Source organism: Micromonospora sp. DT44 (assembly GCF_049841635.1).
Classification (GTDB): Bacteria; Actinomycetota; Actinomycetes; order Mycobacteriales; family Micromonosporaceae; genus Micromonospora.
Genome location: NZ_JBNCKS010000037.1, coordinates 38,959 through 55,104 on the forward strand (window position 1 = coordinate 38,959; position 16,146 = coordinate 55,104).

A 16,146-nucleotide genomic window follows, 5' to 3' on the forward strand; every position below is an offset into this window, starting at 1 on the left:
AGTAGGTGGCGGTGCCGGACGGCGCCGCCGGGGGAGGGGACGCGATGCGGTTCGAAGCGGACACCGAGATCGGTGCGGACGCCGAGCGGGTCTGGGCGGTGCTGGTGGACGTGGAGCGCTGGCCGGAATGGACCGCCTCGGTGACCCGGGCCGAGCGGGGTGAGCCGGGGCCCCTCACGGTCGGCGCGACCGCCCGCCTGACCCAGCCGAAACTACGCCCGGCGGTGTGGCGGGTCGTCGAGCTGACCGAGGGGCGGGAATTCACCTGGGTCTCCGACGTCCCGGGCGTGCACACCCGTGGCGAGCACCGGTTGGTGCCGTTGCCCGACGGACGTACCCAGGTCGACGTGGCCATCGACCAGACCGGACCGCTGGCCGGTCTGATCGGCCGGCTGTACGGCGGCCTGCTGCGCCGCTACGTCAGGCTGGAGGCCGACGGGCTCAGGCGTCGCTGCGAGCGGAGCTGACGGCCGGTTTCTCCAGCACGGCCAACGGGGTGCCGTTCGGGTCCGGGCGGTGCGCCACGATCCGGTAGCCGTACCGCTGGTACAGCGCGAGGGTGCGGGCGCTGTCCGCGCCGGTGAAGAGGGCGAACCGGGCCGCGCGGCCGGCGCAGGCCTCCTCGATCGCGGTGAGCAGTCGCGCTCCGACACCCCGCCCCTGCTGGTCGGGAGCGACCGCGAGGCGTCCGACATGTGCGGTGTCGCCGACCAGGTGGGCGCGCACCGAGCCGACCAGCCGGTGCCCCGAGCGGGCGACGAGCACGATGTCCGGGCCAGCCAGCACGGCCCCGACCTCGTCCAGGGTCTCAGTCAACGGCGGCAGGAAGGGCTCACGATAGTGCTGCGCCTCGCTCAGGTAGCCGGCGCGCTGGACGGTCAGGATCTCGCCGGCGTCCGCGACGACCGCCGGAACGATGCTCAGCTCGACGCTCATCGGGGCAGCACACCACAGCCGCCGTCGCCGAACCCGGGCGGCCCGGCCGCTGCCCGGCAGCCGGGAACGCTCAGAAGCGGGCGAACGAGCGGATCGGCGCGCGCGGGCCGTACTTCGGCGCCTGGATACCGGCGGTCTCCAGCAGCACACACACCCGACCCCGATGCCCCCGGAACGGCTCCAGCAGGGTCAGCATCCGCGCGTCGTCGCCCCTCGGCTCGCCGGCCAACGCCCAGGACACGGTGTTCGGGATGTGGTAGTCGCCGACGCTCACCGCGTCCGGGTCGCCGTACGCGATCCGGACCACCTCGGCCGCGGTCCACGGCCCGATGCCCGCGATGGCGGTCAGCCGTCGGGTCGCCTCCGCGGCGTCGACGCAGCGCTCCAGACGATCGGCCAGCGCCGCGGCCCGGCGCAGCGTGTCGGCCCGGCGCTGCTCCACGCCGAACGGGTGGAACACCCAGTACGGGGTGGCGGCCACCGCCGCCGCCTCGGGCGGCAGCAGCAGCGGCTGAAGCGGGCCGGGAGCCGGCTCGCGGAAATGCCGCACGGTCGCCGCGTACGCCCGGTACGCCTCCTTGCCGGTGACCTTCTGCTCGAAGACCGCCCGCAGCAGTCGGGGGAAGACCTGCCCAGTGGTGGGCATGCGCAGTCCCCGGTGCTCCCGGGCCAGCCGGGCGACGAGCGGGTGCGCCGCCGCCAGCTCGGCGAAGCCGCTCAGGTCGTCGCGCAGCCCGGCGATCCCGTCGGCATGTGCCACGACGTGCTCGGCGCCCGGCCCGTACCCCTCGGCGAGCAGATCACCGCCCGCCGGTCGCAGAGCGAGGGTGGCCGGTCCCTGCGGGGTGCGGGTCGCCCACCAGAAGGTGCCGGCGGCGATGCGCGCGCAGGGATCGTACGGGCTGAAGGTCAGCGCGCGGACCGACGCGGCCAGCCGGTATCCGACCGGCGGGTGCAGCACCCTGGTCGCGGCGGGTTCGGTCTCGGTCACCCTGCCACTCTGCCAGGTCATGCGGCGGTGCCGGTCGCCGCCGTCCGCCGACGCGCTTGAGGGTACGACGGTGGCCGGTCGCGCCATCCCCGGCTGCGACCGGCCACCGTCGTACCCTGGCGGAACCGGGATCAGTACGAGTAGCCCGAGCCTCCGGCGTCGCTCGACCCGCTGTCGGCCGGCGGCGCGACGGCCTTCGGCGTCGAGGTGGGCAGGCAGGTGAGGTTCTTCTTGCCGTTCTGGTCGACCACGAACCAGGTGCCGCCGACGGCCTGACCCTTCCACTGGCCGGGCTTCTTGTCGCCGATATAGCGGTAGACCGGCCAGCCGCCGATGGTGAGCTGGCGGGTGCCGTCCTGGCGGGTGACGCTGCCGACCTTGTCGTCGGAGAGGCCGGTGAGCTGGGGGTTCCCGTCGGTCAGCGCGGGCGGCCACACCTGCGCGCACTTGTCGATGCAGTTCGACGCGGGCGGGTCGGCGGTGTCCTTGTCGAAGCGGTACAGGACCCAGCCGTCCTGGTCCGTCACGACGTTGCCCATCCGGGCGATCTTCTTGCCGATCAACTGCTCGGTCAGGTCGACGTCCGCGGCCGGCGGCGCGTCGGCGACCGGCGCCTCCGCGGATGCCGACGCCTCGGGCTCCGCCGACGCGCTGGGCTCGGCCGCGGCGACGGCGACCGGCTCGGCCGCGCTCGAGTTCGCCCCGTCGTAACCCGCGGGAGCGCAGGCCGTTAGTGCGACCATCGCGCTCGCGACGATGACGGTCCGCTTCATCTGTGCCACGTGCCCTCCTCATTCTTGGCAGTTCACCCATAGGTACGGGGAGTGGGCTGTCAAGGTTGAAGAAGTAACAGTGGTCAATTTCACGGGTTTTGATTGAACCGTAGCGAACGATGATGCGTACGCCCCCGCGCGAGAATGCTCGACGGAAACAAAAATCGACGCCGGCCATTGAACAATGGCCGGCGTCGACGATGGTACGCGACCCTACATGGGTACCGTGACCAGCGGGCTGGCCACACCGTTACGGTCCACCGACTGCACCTGGAGCTGTTTGATGTCACTCGTCAACGCCGACGTCGACGCGCTCAGCTCAAGACCCTGCGGACGGCTGTTGGTTCCGTAACCACCCTCGGGCACCGACCACGTCGAAATCACCTCCGTGGTGGCGTTGTCACGCACCACCACCAGTCGGCAGGTACGCGGGCCGGGCAGTTTCCGCAAGCTGAAGTTGATGCGGGTGCCGTACTCCCGCTCAAGGAGGAACATCGTCGTCTGGACGCCGGTCGTCGGGTCCGTGGCGTCGACCTGGTCGCCCTCCTCCTCGGTGCCGCCGACGCCCGGTCCGCTCGGCGGCGCGGTCGGCGCGCTCGTCGGCGGGTCGTTGACGCCGGTGCTCGCCGTCGGCTCCGCGAGAGTTCCGGGCGAGTCGTCCCCGGCCACGCTGACGAAGCCGTAACCCGTCAACCCGCCGAAGACCACCACGGCCGCGGCGGTCGCGAGCATCTGACGAAACCTGGTGCGCCGCCGGTCGGCCCGGACCGCGACCAATGTCCGGTCCAGCAGCGCCGGATCAGTGGCGGTCTGCTCCAGGGCCATCATCGTCTCGCCGTCGATGCCGGAGAGCAGGCCCACCACCGGCACCATCGTCTCCAGCTCGGCCGCGCACGCCCAGCAAGAGGCGAGATGCTCCTCGAACCGCTCGGTGTCCTGCTCGTCAAGCACGCCGAGCGCGTACGCGGCGACGTCCATGTGGTCAGGCCGGCTCATTCTGTCACCCCCCGCTCCTGAAGAGCCGTGCGCAAGGCGCGCAGCGCGTAGTAGACCCGCGACTTGGCGGTGCCCAACGGGAGCCCCAGCTCCTCCGCCGCCTCCGGCACCGTCCGCCCCCGGAAGTACGTCGCGATCAGGATCTCCCGATGCGACTGACTCAGCGTACGCAGCGCGTCCGCCACCGTCATCGTGCGTAGCACCCGGTCGGTGCTGTCCGCCTCGGCGAACGCCGTCAGGTCCCGGTCGTACGTCTCCGGCGGCCGGGCCTCCTGGCTGCGGTGCTCGTCGATCGCGATCCGACGCGCCACGGTGACCAGCCACGGCCGCAGGGAACCCTGCCCCTGTGCGCCGAGTCGGTGCGCGTTGCGCCAGGCCCGCAGCAGCGTCTCCTGGACGATGTCCTCCGCGCGCTGCCGGTCCCCCCCGGTGAGCCGCATGACGAACATCAGCAACGGGCCGGCGTGCTCGGCGTAGAGCAGCCGGATCAACTGGTCGGAGTGGCTGGCCTCGGTTGTCGTCGCCTGATGGCGCCCGGGCGCCGGTCGGGGCGTCACCGGACCATTTTGGCGAGACGTGGCTCGGGCGTCGACCCCCCGGGCAGACGAGGTCGACCGTGACGACGACCGCGCGGACAACCAAGCCGCGCCAACCGCGTCGCCATGCCAACCGGCCGCCACCGCATGCATGCAGACCTCCGGGATGTCCGTGACCAACGCCGGCCCACGAGGCGGGCCGCCCGGTGGTACGCAGCCACGCCCCGAGCGGATCAACAAACCGCGGAAAAATTTCCGGCGGCACGGTCCCCGGTCCCGGGTTGCCGGTCAGCGGCGGACGGAAAACAGCCCCGGCGGTGGTGGATCCGAGCCGGTGGCATCGGCGTCGCGCACCACCGCCGCCCCGCCAGCGAAGCGGTCCAACTCGTCATCGGCCACCACCCGGCCGGGAAACCAGTCGCCGGCCGCCCGCCGGGTCAAACCGGGCACCGGGGGAGTGGTCCGCCCGGCGATCAGCACCAGATTGCCGTACCGGCGACCGCGCAGCACCCCCGCGTCGCCGACCAGGCACGCCTGCGGCAGCACCGAACGCACCGTGGCGACCTGGCTGCGGGCGTACCGCAGCGGCGGGCCGTCGGCCAGGTTCGCCAACAACCAGCCCGCCGGGCGGAGCACCCGCGCGACCTCGGCGGCGTACTCGACCGACGTCAGGTGCGCCGGTGTGCGGGCACCGGCGAAGACGTCGGCGACCACCACGTCGTAGCTGGCGTCACGCGTCGAGGTCAGCACGGCCCGCGCGTCCTGCACGCGGACCCGCAGCCGCGCGTCCGCAGGCCAGGGCAGCACGCGCCGCACCAGCTCCACCAGGGCACCGTCCACCTCGGACACCCGCTGGGTCGAGCCGGGCCGGGTCGCCGACACGTACCGGGGCAGGGTCAGCGCGCCGCCGCCCAGGTGCAGCACCCGCAGCGGCTCGCCCGGGGGCGCGATCAGGTCCAGCGCGGCGGCCAGCCGTCGGACGTACTCGAACTCCAGGTGGGTGGGATCGCTCAGGTCGACGTGCGACTGCGGCGCTCCGTCCAACAGCAGCGTCCACGAACCGGGCCGGTCCGCCGACGGCACCAGCTCGGCCAGCCCGGTGTCCACCCGCTCGACCACCCGGTCACCCGCTCGTTTACGTCCCACCGCGACCCGCCCGCTCAGCGACCGACACGTGCCGCGGCGGTCAACGCGCGGTGCAGCAGCCGGGAATCGCCGAGCAGCGCGCGTAGGCGGCGCTCCAGGCCGGCGATCGGGATGAGGTTCTGCGGCGCCCGAGGGTCCTTGTACGGTGTCGAGGCGAACCGGGGCAACGTGACCAGCGACAGGTCGGCCAGGTCGATCGCCGCCTCGACGGGCAACTCGGTGGAGCACTCCACCCGGACGATGCCGGCCCACGGCGCGCCCACGGCCACCGGCAGCCGCAGATACCACGACCAGCCGCCCCAGGGCGTGCCGAGCCGGAACACCGGCGACCGCTCGCCCGGCGCCAGGCCCGTCACCACCGCCGTCAGCCGGGCGTCCAGGTACTGGCTGTGCTGGGTCTTGATGTAGCCGAGCGTGCGCGGCAGATGGCGCCGACTGCGCAGCGGACCGTCCACCACCAACAGATCGCCGTCGACCCGGGCGGCGTCGGACACCGCCACCTCCAACGCGGTCAACGGGCCCTGCACGGCCGCCGGCAGCTTCGCCAGCTCGCCGGTGCCGCCCACCCGGTGCACCGGATAGCGGATCGCGCCCGCCACCACGTCCCGCGCCGACGGGCTCGCCGTGAACAGAGCCCGGCCCACCTGCGTGCCGGCCAACTGCGCCGCGCCCCGACCCAGGTCGCAACGCACCACTCCGGCCGCGTACGACGCCGCCAGCCCCGGAAACGTCCCGCCGTCCTCCTCCGCGGTCCAGATGCTCGCGTCGATCCGGCGGACCCCGTCGACCAGGAGCACCACGTCCGGCGCCCGCACGTCGGCGCGTACGCCGATCGCCCGCCAGTCGACGGCCGGCAACTCCACGTCGACCTCGACCTGGGTGCTGCTCGGGGTGGCCGGCCCGGAGGCGGACGCTTCGAACGACGCCCCGTACGACGGGTCCCACGAGTCGACGAAGAACGCCGCGTCGCTCACCGGCCGGACCTTTCGTTCGCGACCGCGCTCACCGGCCGGTCCGTTCGACGCGCGCCGAGCGGGCGTCCTTGCGTACCTCGAAGCGGACCGGGATCCGCTCGGCCAGCGCCGCGACGTGGGTGACCACGCCGACCATCCGGTCACCCCGGGCGGCTAGGTTCTCCAGCGTGGCGGCCACCGTGTCCAGGGTGGCCGCGTCCAGCGTGCCGAAACCCTCGTCCAGGACGATCGACTCCAGACTCGCCGCCGTCGTCGACATGCCGGCCAATTGCTCGGAGAGCGCCAACGCCAACGCCAGCGACGCCTGGAACGTCTCGCCGCCGGAGAGCGTCCGTACGCCCCGGCGCAGCCCGGCGTCGTGGTGGTCGACCACGAAGAACTCGCCCTTGTCGTGCACCAGCTCGTACTGACCCGAGGACAGCTCCCGCAGGATCCCGGACGCGCCGTCGACCAGCAGGTCCAACGCCTCCGCCAGCAGCCACCGCTCGAAGTTGTTGGCCCGCAGATGCCCCGAGAGGGCCCGCGCCACCTGCGCCTCGCGCTCGTGCCCGGCCCGCTGCTCGCGCAACGTGCCGGCCTGTTCGCGGCGCTCGGCCAGCCGGCGTCGGTCGGCCTCGGCCCGCTCGACGGCCACCGTCGCGGCGTGCACCGGATCGTCGCCGACCGGCACGTCGGCGGCGGCGAAGATGTCGGCGATCCGCCGCTGCACCTCGTCGGCCGCCGCCTCGGCCTCGGCGACGACGGTGACCCGGCCGGCCCGATCAGCACAACGACGCTCCGCCTCGGCCGTCGCCCAGTCGGTCAACGCTGCCCAGGAGGCCGCCACGTCGTCCCGGTCGGCGGCCGGCGGCCCGAACCGGGCCAGCCCGTCCCGGGCGGTGTCGAAGCCCCGCCAGGTCGCCCGCAGCCGCTCCTGCGCCGCGTCGACACCGGCGCGGGCCTGGCGGGCGCTGTCCCGGCCCGCCCTTACGGCGGTCGCCGCCTCGTCCAGGGCCCGACGCAGCCGGGCGTGCTCGGCCAGCTCCCGGCGCAGCACCGCCGGCTCGGCCGCGCCCGCGAGCTGCCCGTCCAGTTCGGCCAGCCGGGCGTCCACCTGCTCCTGCCGGGCGCGGGCCTGCACCAGCAGCCGTTCCAGGTCACGCGCCGCGGCGTCCCGCTGCTGCACCGCCGCCTGCGCCGCCTTGGTGGCGGCCCGCGCCGCCTTGCCGGCCGCCGTCGCGGCGGCCACCGCCGAATCCGCCGGGACGGCCGGCACCCGCGCCACCGGCTGCTCGCACACCGGGCAGGGCCCGCCCGGATGCAGGTGCGCCCGCAGGCCGACCGCCAGATCGGTGGCCTTCGCCTCCTCGTGCGCCCGGAAGGCCGCCTCCAACTCGGCGTCGGCCCGCTCGGCGTCCGCGCGGGCGGCCGCCAGCGCCGCCGCCGCCGTCGTGTGTTCCTCGTCCGCCGTACGCACCGCCGCGCGGACCGTGTCGGCCTCGCCGGTCAGCCGATCCCGATCGTCGTACGCCCGCAGTTGTAGCCGCAGCGCGCTCTCGTCACCGGCGCCGGCCAACTCACCGCGCAGCTTCTCCTCCCGCTCCTCGGCCAGCGACACCGCCGCGGCGGTCGCGTCGGCCTCGGCGCGCGCCTCGGCCACCGCGCGCGCCACCTCGGCCACCCCGCGCGGGGCGCGGACGGCGGACAGCACGCTCAGCTCGTCGTCGAGCGCGGTCAGGGCGGCCGCCGCCTCCCGCGCGCGTCCCCGGGCCGCCGCCAACTCCGGCATGGCCCCGGTCACCGCGCCGGCCAGCTCGACCATCTCCTCGACGAGGGCGTCGGCCTCGGCCACCGCCTCGTCGTCCACCCCGGTCAGGCCGGCGAGCACCTGATCGACCGCGTCCAGCTTGGCCTCCGCCTGCGCCGCGCGGGCCGTGGCCCTCTTCTGCACGTCCTCGTAGACGCCGAGGCCCAGCAGGTTGACCAGGATCTGCTGCCGGGTGGCCGGCTTGGCGTGCAGAAAGTCGGCGAACTGCCCCTGCGGCAGCACCACGCAGCTGGTGAACTGCTCGTACGGCAGCCCGACCGCCTCCAGCACCGCCTGCTCCATCTCGGCGGGCGTACCGGCGACCACCTCGCCCAGGTCGTCCGGGCTCAACCCGGTGTCGAGCTTGGTCACGTCGAAACCGGCCGGCATCACCTGCAACCCGGCGTTCGCCGTCTTGACGTTGCCCCGGCCGTCCCGGCGCACCACCCGGGTCGCCACGTACCGGGCGCCACCGGACTCGAAGACCAGCCGCACCCGGGCCTCGGTCGCCGACGGCGCGAGGGCGTTGGCCAACCCGCGCGTGCCACCCCAACGGGGGACCGTGCCGTAGAGGGCGAAACAGATGGCGTCCAGCACGGTGGACTTGCCCGAGCCGGTCGGCCCGATCAGCGCGAAGAAGTCGGCGTCGGTGAAGTCGACAGTCGTCTCGTCCCGAAAGACCGTGAACCCGGCCATGTCCAGCCGCATCGGCCGCATCAGTGATCGACCTCCTCGAAGAGCTCGTCGAAGAGTTCCCGGACACCCTCGTCGTCGTGCCCCCGGCTGTCCAGGTAGTCGCCGAACAGCTCCCGGGGGGAACGCCCCGACCGCTGCGCGACCCGCGTGCCGCTGCCCGGCGCCGCCAGGAGCTCCGGGTCGATCCGGATCTCCAGCGCGCGGGGGAGCAGCTCCTGGACCTCCTCGCGCAGGCCCGCGCGGGGGTGCTCCCGCACGAACACCCGCAGCCAGGCGTCCGGCGCTTCGGTCTCGGCGAGCTGGGCCAGCGTGCCCCGGACCGTCCGCAGCGCGCTCGCCGCGGTCACCGGCACCTCCCGCACCCGGGCCGCCGTGCTGGCGGTCACCTCGACGACCGTCACCGACGGCACGTTCTCCTGCTCGCCGAAGTCGACGGCGAGCGGACTGCCGCTGTACCGCACCGGGCACGGGCCCTCGACCCGCTGCGCCCGGTGCAGGTGGCCCAGCGCCACGTAGTGCGCCGTCGCCGGAAAGACCGTCGCCGGCACCGCGTAGCCGAGCACCGTGTGCGCGTCCCGCTCGCCGCCGCCCGCCGCCGCGCCGGTCACCGTCAGGTGCGCGGTGACCAGGTGCACCCGGTCCGGTTCGGTGAAGCCCTCGGTGAGCCGGCCCAGCACCCGACCCAGGTGGTCGGCGTACGTCTGGTTGGCCTCGGCGGCGGTCAGCTCGTACATCTCCAGCGCGCGGATGGCGTACCGCTGGGACAGGAACGGCAGCGCGGCGAGCTGCCACCGCTCCCCGCCGGCCGTGGTGCCGTCGATGACGTGTTCGGCCGGATTCTCGCGTACCCCGCCGCGCAGCGTGATGCCCGCGGCCTCGGCCCACGGGCGCAGCGCGTCCAGCGCGGGCCCGTTGTCGTGGTTGCCGCCGATGGCGACCACGTCCGCGCCGGTGCGACGCAACGCGGTCAGCGCCCGGGTGACCAGCCGGGTCGCCTCCGAGGTCGGCGCGGCCGTGTCGTAGAGGTCACCGGCGACGATCACCAGATCCGGCTGTTCGGCGCGGGCGATGTCGATCACCCCGGCCAGTACGGCCTTGTGCTCCTCGGCCCGGGACTGCCCCTTGAGCACCTTGCCCACGTGCCAGTCGGAGGTGTGCAGGATCTTCATAGGTGTGCCGGCCCCCTAGAACGGGATGTCGTCGTCGCTGCCGCCGCCGGAGCCCACCACGGCGAACGGGTCGGCGGACTGGGTGATCGAGCGCAGCGTCTCCGAGGGGGCCCGGCCCGCCTCGGAGACCCGGGTGGCCCACGCCGGGAACGGGAACTCCAGGCAGAGCGGCACCGGGATGTCCGGCTGGTTGACGAACATGGTGCCCGGCTTGGCGAGCAGCGCCCGCTGTCGCTGGGCCGGCGGGAGGAAGCCGTACTCGGGGCGGGACGCCTCGGCCGGGTCGAGCCGGCCGACCACCCGGATCGCCGAGTTGGTGACGATGCGGCGCTCCACCTCGCTCGCCGTCTGCTGGGCGCCGATCAGGATGACCCCGAGCGAGCGGCCGCGCTCGGCGATGTCGAGCAGCACCTCCTTGATGGGGGAGGAGCCCTCCCGGGGGGCGTACTTGTTGAGCTCGTCGAGGACGACGAAGAGCAGCGGCTTGGCCGTGCCGGCCTTCTCCTTGCGCTCGAACTCGCTCTTGAGCGTCACACCCACCACGAACCGCTGCGCCCGGTCCGGGAGGTTGTGCAGGTCGACCACTGTCACCTGCGCCGACTCGCTGGTGTTGATCGAGTGCGGGCGACGGACGGCCAGGTCGCCACGGATCAGCCGGGCCAGGTCCTTCTTGCTGCCGATCAGCCGGCGGGCGAACGCGTTGACGGTGCCCAGGCCGACCGCGCTGCCCGCCCAGTCGGAGCGGGTCTCGTCGTCGTTGAGCGCATCGACGATGTGGTCGACCAGGTCGCCGTAGGACCCGAGCCGCACCCCGTCGATGCTCACGCCCCCGTCTGCGGGCTGGGCGTACCGGGCCAGGTGCGCGGCCACCGAGTGGACCACCATCGTGTACTGCTGGCGCTCGTCGTCGGCGTCGGCGAAGACGTACGGCAGCAGGCGGTCGGAGCAGAACTCGCTCAACGTCCAGTAGAAGGCGTCCACGCCGGTCAGGCGGCTGCTCACGTCCGGCGTGCCGGCCGCGTCACCGACCCGGGGCGGGGCGTAGACCCGCACGTCGGGGAAGGCGCCCGCGCTGAGACCGAGCTTGGCGTACGCCGCCCGGGTCGGCTCGTCGAGGCGCGTGTTGGGATGGTCGAGGAACAGCAGGTCCTCGCCCTTGACGTTGAAGATGAGCGCCTTGCCGTTGACCGCGTCGCCGCCCAGGACGCCGGAGCGGAACACCGAGTAGAGCAGGAAGGTGGCGAAGCTCGTCTTGGTGGCGACCCCGGAGATGCCGGAGATCGAGACGTGCGCGCCCCGGCTGCCGTCGAGGAAGTCGGCGTTCAGGTAGACCGGCACGCCGTCGCGGCCCATCCCCATCGGGATGCGTCGCTCCATCCGGTCGAAGTGCAGCGCGCGGGCCCGCGCGTCGCCCTCGGCCCGGTGCACCACGGCCCCCGGGGTCGGCGGCACGTACAGCTCCGGGTCGACCCGCGTGGTGGTGACCTCGGCCGCCTCTTGCACCTGGGCGGGCAGGGTGCCGTCGGCGATGGCGAAGACGTCCGAGTCGAACTGGGCGCCCTCGTGCCGGGCCCGGACTTGCGTGACCACCCCGGCGATCGTCACCGGCTCGCGGTCGGGCAGCTCACGACGGGTGACCACCACGTCGTCGAGCTGGAGGTAGCTGCCGGGAGCCACCGCCGTCCAGAACTGCAACGGTGTGGCGTCGGCGGTGCCCAGCACCCGGCCGACCAGCTCGCCCGGGCTGTCGAGGTCGGCGTCGGTCATCGGGCGACTCGGGTCGGGGCAGCACGGTCGGGAAGCATGACGTGCATCCTGCCCGAGGAGTACGACAGGTCGCCACGCGACGCGGCGGACGACACCATGGTCGGTCACACCCGCGACGCTGGGTGTGCCACCGGGCGACGGCCCGTCACCCGTCGGTGAGTGGCGGGCCGCTTTCAGGACGCGGGCGTGGGGAGGCCGTCAGTCGCGGGCGTGCCGGAGCATCAGGACGCCGTCGTCGGCGGCGAGCACGTGCCGCAGCGGCAGGTGCGTCGGCCCGGTGGCGTCGCCGGCGGTGATCCGCCCCGGCCCCGGCCCGGCGAGCAGCGGCGCGACCGTGAGGCACAGTTCGTCCACCAGGTCGGCCGCGGTGAGCGCGCCGAGCAGGTGCGGGCCGCCCTCGCAGAGCAGCTGCGTCAGTCCGCGTCCGTGCAGCTCGGCCAGGGCGGCGGCGAGGTCGACCCGGCCGGTACCGCAGCGCAGCAGGTCGGCGACGTCGGTGAGGCCGGGGGGTGGCTCGGCGTCGGAGTGGGTGAGCACGATCGGCCGGACCGGCGCGTCGGCGAACGCGGCCTGCGCCGGGTCCAGGTCGAGGGCGCCGGAGACGACCACCAACGTCGGGTACGCGGCCAGCCCGTTCGCCCTGCGCCAGGCGCGGCGGCCCTCGTCCAGGCGGACGGCCCGGTACCCCTCGTGCCGCAGGGTGCCGGCGGCCACCACGAGGGCGTCGCAGAGCATCCGCAGCAGGCCGAACACCCGCTTGTCCGGCTCGCCCGACAGCCCGGCGGAGTAGCCGTCGACGGTGACTGCGCCGTCCAGGCTGGAGACGAAGTTGACCCGCAGCCGGGGCCGGTCGGCGCGACCGTAGAGGGCGGTCAACGCCGCGTCGTCGACGGGCTCGACGGACGGTTCGGGCCAGAGCCGCCGGATCGGAATTCCGACCGTCATTCGCCGGCCGGACCGGTGACCGGAGGGGTCGGTTCAGCGGTACGGTGCTGGCAGCCGCACCAGTTCCGGCCCGGGCAGTCGTCGTGCCGCCGGGCCCGGCACGCTCGGCAGATCATGCTCGCAGCCTAAGCCGCGGGAGGGTAGGACAGCATGCCGCGTCAGATCTTCCAGCTGAAGATGTCCCTCGCCGGCGTGCGCCCGATCATTTGGCGTCGGGTGCTCGTCCCGGCCGGTTACACGCTGGACCGGCTGCACCGGGTCGCGCAACACGCGATGGGCTGGCGGGACTGCCACCTGCACTCGTTCGAGATCGACACGGTGACCTACGGCGAACCCGACCCGGACGAGGGCCTGGGGCTGCACGACGAGCTGGACGTCCGGCTGGACGCGGTGCTCGGCAAGGGCAGCAGGTTCTCCTACACGTACGACTTCGGCGACTGGTGGGAGCACGACCTGGTCGTCGAGGACGCGTTCACCGCCGACCAGGACGAGCGGTACCCGCTCTGCCTGGACGGGGAGCGTGCCGGCCCGCCGGAGGGAATCGGTGGTCCGCTGGGCTACCAGACGCTGCTGGCGGCCCTGGCCGATCCGGCCCATCCGGAGCGGGCCCTGCTGTCGGGCTGGGTCGCCGACGGCTTCGACCCGGCGTTCTTCGATCCCGCCGTCGCCACCACGCTGCTGCGTCGCTTCTGCTGATCCGGCCGGTCAGGCTGGTGAAAGTCCTCGGTGCGCCGCTCTGAAACAGGGCGGTAACGATCTGGGAACGCTCCCAACAGTCTATTGACACCCTGGTAGCGCCCCGGCAATCTCATGGGAGCGCTCCCGGGGGAGTGGCGGAAATCTCCTTCACCACACTCCCCAGGCGCCCTCGGTCACCGGCCGAGCGGCGCGGGGCGCTACAGCACCCCCCACCACGCACGACACACCAAGCCTCACCACTTGAGAGGGGTCAGGATGAGCGTCACCTCACGTCGCCGTTTTGCGGCGATCGCGCTCGCGTCTGTCGCCGTGCTCGCCGCGGCGACCGCCTGCGGCGACGGCGACTCGTCGTCCGATTCGGACGGCGGCAAGGTCACTCTGGTCGTCGACGTCTTCGGCGACCAGGGCTTCGGCTACGAGGATCTTTACAAGCAGTACCAGACGGAGCACCCGAACGTCACGATCCAGGAGCGCGGCAAGGGCCTCGGCCTCGGTGACTACAACACCCGGCTGACGCAGCAGATCACCGCCGGTGCCGGTGCTGGTGACGTCGTCGCCCTCGAAGAGGGCACGATCGTGCAGTTCTTCGCGCAGGCCGACAAGTTCGTGAACCTGGCCGACCACGGCGCCAACGACCTCAAGGGCAACTTCCTGCCGTGGAAGTGGGAGGGTGGCCTCACCCCGGACGGCAAGGTGCTCGGTCTCGGCACCGACGTCGGCGGCATGGCCGTCTGCTACCGCAGCGACCTCTTCAAGGCCGCCGGCCTGCCGACCGACCGCGAGCAGGTCGGCGCCCTCTGGCCGACGTGGGACGACTTCATCGCGCAGGGCCAGAAGTTCAGCGCCGCCGACAAGAAGCACAAGTTCGTCGACTCGGCGACCAACTTCTACAACATCGTGCTGATGCAGACGGCGGGCGCGGGCAACGGCTACACCTACTTCGACAAGAGCAACAAGCTCGTCGTCGGTGAGAACCCGGACGTGCAGACCGCGTTCCAGCAGACCACCAAGATGATCAGCGCGGGTCTGTCGAACAACCTGCGGAGCTTCTCGAACGAGTGGAACGCCGGCTTCAAGAACGGCAGCTTCGCCACCATCGGCTGCCCGGCCTGGATGACGGGTGTCATCAAGGGTCAGGCCGGCGACGCGGCGGCCGGCAAGTGGGACGTCGCCAAGGCGCCGGGCAACGGCGGCAACTGGGGCGGTTCCTGGCTGGCCGTTCCGAAGTCCAGCAAGCACCAGAAGGAAGCCGCTGAGCTGGCCAAGTTCCTGACCAGCGCCAAGAGCCAGACCGAGGCGTTCAAGAAGGTCGGCAACCTGCCCTCGTCGCCGCAGGCCCTCGAGGACCCGGCCGTGCTCGCCGCCACCAACGAGTACTTCAGCGGCGCGCCGATCGGCAAGATCTTCGCCGCTGGCGCCAAGGAGCTGAAGCCGGTCTACCTCGGCCCGAAGAACCAGGCGGTCCGGGACGCGGTCGAGAACGCGCTGCGCAGCATCGAGCAGGGTAAGGCCGCCGACGCCGCTTGGCAGGACGCGGTGAAGAACGGCCAGGCAGCAGGCAAGTAGCGGCTGCGACGCGCTCACGGGTGGTGCCGCTGCGGCACCACCCGTGAACCCGCGTCAACACGCCCTGCTGCGGCGCCCCACGAGGCGCCGCCGAGTGTGAAGGACCGCTCATGAGCTCCCTGAAGACCCCCGCGCCACCGGACGCGTCGGCCCGCGGGCCGCGCCCGGCGCCACGGCACTCAACGGCGCGCCGCCGGCAGTTGAACCGGCTGGACCTGCGCTTCACCCCGTACGTCTTCGTCCTGCCGTTCTTCGTGCTCTTCGCGATCTTCGGCGTCTACCCGATCGTCTACACGTTCTGGATCGCGATGACCGACCGGTCACCGATGAACGCGACGATCAGCTTCGTCGGTCTGGACAACTTCGTCGAGCTGTTCACGAACGACCCGCAGTTCTGGAACGCGGTGGTGAACACCTTCGGGATGTTCGCGCTCTCCACCATCCCGCAGCTGCTCATCGCGCTGATGCTGGCCAACGCGTTGAACCGCCGCATCCGCGGCCAGATGTTCTTCCGGCTGGCCATCGCGATGCCGATCATCACCTCGACCGCCGTGGTGGCGCTCATCTTCTCGATGATCTACGCCCGGGACTTCGGCCTGATGAACTGGCTGCTCGACCTGGTCGGTCTCGGCCCCATCGACTGGCGGGCCAACCGCTTCGCCTCCTGGGTCGCCATCGCCACGATGGTCGACTGGCGGTGGGTGGGCTACAACGCCCTCATCTACCTCGCCGCGATGCAGTCGATCAGCAAGGACGTGTACGAGGCGGCCGCCCTCGACGGCGCCTCGCAACGCCGCCAGTTCTGGTCGATCACGATCCCGCAGCTGCGCCCCACCATCATCTTCACGCTGATCATCTCGACCATCGGCGGTCTGCAGCTCTTCACCGAGCCGCTGATGTTCACCAGCGGCTCGGGCGCGCTCTCCGGCGGCACGGAGGGGCAGTTCCAGACGATCACGATGTATCTGCTGGACGTCATGAACCAGCGGTTCCGGTGGGGGTACGCGGGCGCCGTCGCCCTGGTGCTGTTCCTGCTGATCGCGTCCGTCTCGTTCATCAACTACCTGCTGGCCCGCCGCATCAGCTCCGACAAGTGAGGGTGGCCCACCCATGACCAGTACCACTCTGCGACCGCCGTCGGTCCGGCCACCGGCCGAACGCAACGG

The 16,146-nt window shown here is 72.5% G+C and carries 15 protein-coding genes; 4 read left to right on the forward strand and 11 right to left on the reverse strand.

Translation table 11 applies throughout. The annotated features are described in order from the left end of the window. Positions 1–44 precede the first annotated feature (44 nt). The gene (locus tag ACLQ25_RS21290) at positions 45–467 is read left to right on the forward strand and encodes an SRPBCC family protein (RefSeq protein WP_425732555.1); all 423 of its coding nucleotides are present in this window, start codon (positions 45–47) and stop codon (positions 465–467) included. Here ACLQ25_RS21290 and ACLQ25_RS21295 read toward each other — a convergent pair. The 11 genes from ACLQ25_RS21295 to ACLQ25_RS21345 all read right to left on the reverse strand — a co-directional run bounded on the left by ACLQ25_RS21295 (position 442) and on the right by ACLQ25_RS21345 (position 12,715). Next, positions 442–936 carry a GNAT family N-acetyltransferase gene (locus ACLQ25_RS21295; protein WP_425732556.1) on the reverse strand — a complete coding sequence of 165 codons (495 nt, stop codon included), beginning with the start codon at positions 934–936 and terminating at the stop codon, positions 442–444. The genes ACLQ25_RS21290 and ACLQ25_RS21295 overlap by 26 nt on opposite strands. 70 nt (positions 937–1,006) lie before the next feature. Beyond that, positions 1,007–1,927, reverse strand: a complete 921-nt coding sequence (locus ACLQ25_RS21300; protein WP_425732557.1) for a DNA-3-methyladenine glycosylase family protein — start codon at positions 1,925–1,927, stop codon at positions 1,007–1,009. Between the two features lie 131 nt (positions 1,928–2,058). Then, the gene (locus ACLQ25_RS21305) at positions 2,059–2,709 is read right to left on the reverse strand and encodes a COG4315 family predicted lipoprotein (RefSeq protein WP_425732558.1); all 651 of its coding nucleotides are present in this window, start codon (positions 2,707–2,709) and stop codon (positions 2,059–2,061) included. Positions 2,710–2,913: 204 nt separating this feature from the next. After that, complete coding sequence (locus tag ACLQ25_RS21310; RefSeq protein WP_425732559.1) at positions 2,914–3,696, reverse strand: anti-sigma factor family protein; 783 nt, start codon at positions 3,694–3,696, stop codon at positions 2,914–2,916. After that, complete coding sequence (locus ACLQ25_RS21315) at positions 3,693–4,385, reverse strand: sigma-70 family RNA polymerase sigma factor (RefSeq protein WP_425732560.1); 693 nt, start codon at positions 4,383–4,385, stop codon at positions 3,693–3,695. Before ACLQ25_RS21315 ends, ACLQ25_RS21310 begins: the two co-directional genes overlap by 4 nt. 135 nt (positions 4,386–4,520) lie before the next feature. Further along, the gene (locus ACLQ25_RS21320) at positions 4,521–5,378 is read right to left on the reverse strand and encodes a spermidine synthase (protein WP_425732561.1); all 858 of its coding nucleotides are present in this window, start codon (positions 5,376–5,378) and stop codon (positions 4,521–4,523) included. 14 nt (positions 5,379–5,392) lie between these two features. Then, positions 5,393–6,352, reverse strand: coding sequence for a hypothetical protein (locus ACLQ25_RS21325; protein WP_425732562.1), 960 nt, complete (start codon positions 6,350–6,352; stop codon positions 5,393–5,395). Between the two features lie 28 nt (positions 6,353–6,380). Next, entirely contained in the window at positions 6,381–8,855 is a 2,475-nt protein-coding gene (locus ACLQ25_RS21330; RefSeq protein ID WP_425732563.1) for an AAA family ATPase, read from the reverse strand. After that, on the reverse strand, positions 8,855–10,003 hold the full coding sequence (locus ACLQ25_RS21335) for an exonuclease SbcCD subunit D (protein WP_425732564.1): 1,149 nt from the start codon (positions 10,001–10,003) through the stop codon (positions 8,855–8,857). The genes ACLQ25_RS21330 and ACLQ25_RS21335 overlap by 1 nt, the downstream gene beginning before the upstream one ends. A 15-nt stretch (positions 10,004–10,018) precedes the next feature. Continuing rightward, complete coding sequence (locus tag ACLQ25_RS21340) at positions 10,019–11,770, reverse strand: ATP-binding protein (protein WP_396802630.1); 1,752 nt, start codon at positions 11,768–11,770, stop codon at positions 10,019–10,021. A 198-nt stretch (positions 11,771–11,968) separates the two neighbouring features. After that, a complete protein-coding gene (locus ACLQ25_RS21345; protein WP_425732565.1) occupies positions 11,969–12,715 on the reverse strand; it encodes a pyrimidine reductase family protein in 747 nt (248 codons plus the stop codon). A 150-nt stretch (positions 12,716–12,865) separates the two neighbouring features. On the opposite strand from ACLQ25_RS21345, the gene ACLQ25_RS21350 reads away from it, so the two are divergent. The 3 genes from ACLQ25_RS21350 to ACLQ25_RS21360 all read left to right on the forward strand — a co-directional run bounded on the left by ACLQ25_RS21350 (position 12,866) and on the right by ACLQ25_RS21360 (position 16,077). Continuing rightward, on the forward strand, positions 12,866–13,411 hold the full coding sequence (locus ACLQ25_RS21350; RefSeq protein WP_425732566.1) for a plasmid pRiA4b ORF-3 family protein: 546 nt from the start codon (positions 12,866–12,868) through the stop codon (positions 13,409–13,411). A gap of 258 nt (positions 13,412–13,669) precedes the next feature. Next, positions 13,670–14,980, forward strand: a complete 1,311-nt coding sequence (locus ACLQ25_RS21355) for an ABC transporter substrate-binding protein (RefSeq protein ID WP_425732567.1) — start codon at positions 13,670–13,672, stop codon at positions 14,978–14,980. A 110-nt stretch (positions 14,981–15,090) separates the two neighbouring features. Next, entirely contained in the window at positions 15,091–16,077 is a 987-nt protein-coding gene (locus ACLQ25_RS21360; RefSeq protein WP_357122894.1) for a carbohydrate ABC transporter permease, read from the forward strand. The last annotated feature ends 69 nt before the right edge of the window (positions 16,078–16,146 follow it).

Coding starts and splice junctions, on each gene's coding strand:
- ACLQ25_RS21360 (WP_357122894.1), top strand. CDS start 15,091: ATGAGCTCCCTGAAGACCCCCGCGCCACCGGACGCGTCGGCCCGCGGG.
- ACLQ25_RS21315 (WP_425732560.1), bottom strand. CDS start 4,385: ATGCATGCGGTGGCGGCCGGTTGGCATGGCGACGCGGTTGGCGCGGCT.
- ACLQ25_RS21335 (WP_425732564.1), bottom strand. CDS start 10,003: ATGAAGATCCTGCACACCTCCGACTGGCACGTGGGCAAGGTGCTCAAG.
- ACLQ25_RS21355 (WP_425732567.1), top strand. CDS start 13,670: ATGAGCGTCACCTCACGTCGCCGTTTTGCGGCGATCGCGCTCGCGTCT.
- ACLQ25_RS21330 (WP_425732563.1), bottom strand. CDS start 8,855: ATGCGGCCGATGCGGCTGGACATGGCCGGGTTCACGGTCTTTCGGGAC.
- ACLQ25_RS21290 (WP_425732555.1), top strand. CDS start 45: ATGCGGTTCGAAGCGGACACCGAGATCGGTGCGGACGCCGAGCGGGTC.
- ACLQ25_RS21340 (WP_396802630.1), bottom strand. CDS start 11,770: ATGACCGACGCCGACCTCGACAGCCCGGGCGAGCTGGTCGGCCGGGTG.
- ACLQ25_RS21310 (WP_425732559.1), bottom strand. CDS start 3,696: ATGAGCCGGCCTGACCACATGGACGTCGCCGCGTACGCGCTCGGCGTG.
- ACLQ25_RS21345 (WP_425732565.1), bottom strand. CDS start 12,715: ATGACGGTCGGAATTCCGATCCGGCGGCTCTGGCCCGAACCGTCCGTC.
- ACLQ25_RS21295 (WP_425732556.1), bottom strand. CDS start 936: ATGAGCGTCGAGCTGAGCATCGTTCCGGCGGTCGTCGCGGACGCCGGC.
- ACLQ25_RS21350 (WP_425732566.1), top strand. CDS start 12,866: ATGCCGCGTCAGATCTTCCAGCTGAAGATGTCCCTCGCCGGCGTGCGC.